Source organism: Mixta mediterraneensis, assembly GCF_030283135.1.
Lineage (GTDB): Bacteria > Pseudomonadota > Gammaproteobacteria > Enterobacterales > Enterobacteriaceae > Pantoea > Pantoea mediterraneensis.
This window is the reverse complement of record NZ_JASUAZ010000142.1, coordinates 1-680: the sequence shown is the minus strand read 5'-3', so window position 1 is coordinate 680 and position 680 is coordinate 1. Positions and strand designations below refer to the sequence as shown.

1 protein-coding gene is annotated in these 680 nt (G+C 40.7%); it reads right to left on the bottom strand.

What is annotated here, in order from left to right; all coding sequences use genetic code 11:
• Positions 1 to 369: 369 nt before the first annotated feature.
• The gene (locus QRY16_RS21975; protein ID WP_289778061.1) at positions 370 to 531 is read right to left on the bottom strand and encodes a hypothetical protein; all 162 of its coding nucleotides are present in this window, start codon (positions 529 to 531) and stop codon (positions 370 to 372) included.
• Positions 532 to 680 lie beyond the last annotated feature (149 nt).

Below are 680 nucleotides of genomic sequence, written 5' to 3'. Positions count from 1 at the left end.
GTGATCAACAAAAATATTCTCTTTCTCTTTTGTGGTCACCATGGCAACTAATTGTTAATTAAAGTAGCTAAAGTTAGGCCCTGTTTCTATTGAGACTTAAGTCGCCGTTAAGTTGAGTTTTTTGCGTTCCCATTGCGACTTGAGTCTGTTTAAGCCACCTCGCGACCCCGTCTCAAATTTGAGTCGACTTGGCTCGTTTCCATTGTGACTTGAGTCTGATTGGGGTGACGCTTGATAATCGCAGCATCAACTTTGGACTGACGCATCCCAAACTGAAACTATCCCATTTGTTTTATTGTTTTTATTATTATTATTTTGGAAGCTATTTTTCCATCAACGGCGACAATATCTTCGAGGTTATGAAAGATCTTAACGTTTATCTTTGTGTTTGTTTTCACAAACATAAAATGGTATAGAGAGAAAGAGAGAGAGAGAGAGAGAGAGAGAGGGAGAGAGAGAGAGAGAGAGAGAGAGAGAGAGAGAGAGAGAGAGATATTGGTGCCGAATTGGTCCCTCAAAATTGATGGCCAATTATAGTTGTTTTTGGTGATGGTGGTGGTGGTGGTGGTGGTGGCCGATGGTCGTCAATCAATCGAGAACTATGTCCTATTTGCATATATGGACAAACACCTAGTTGAAATGATGCAACAATGCTCGTTTGGTCAATTGTGTGAGCATCA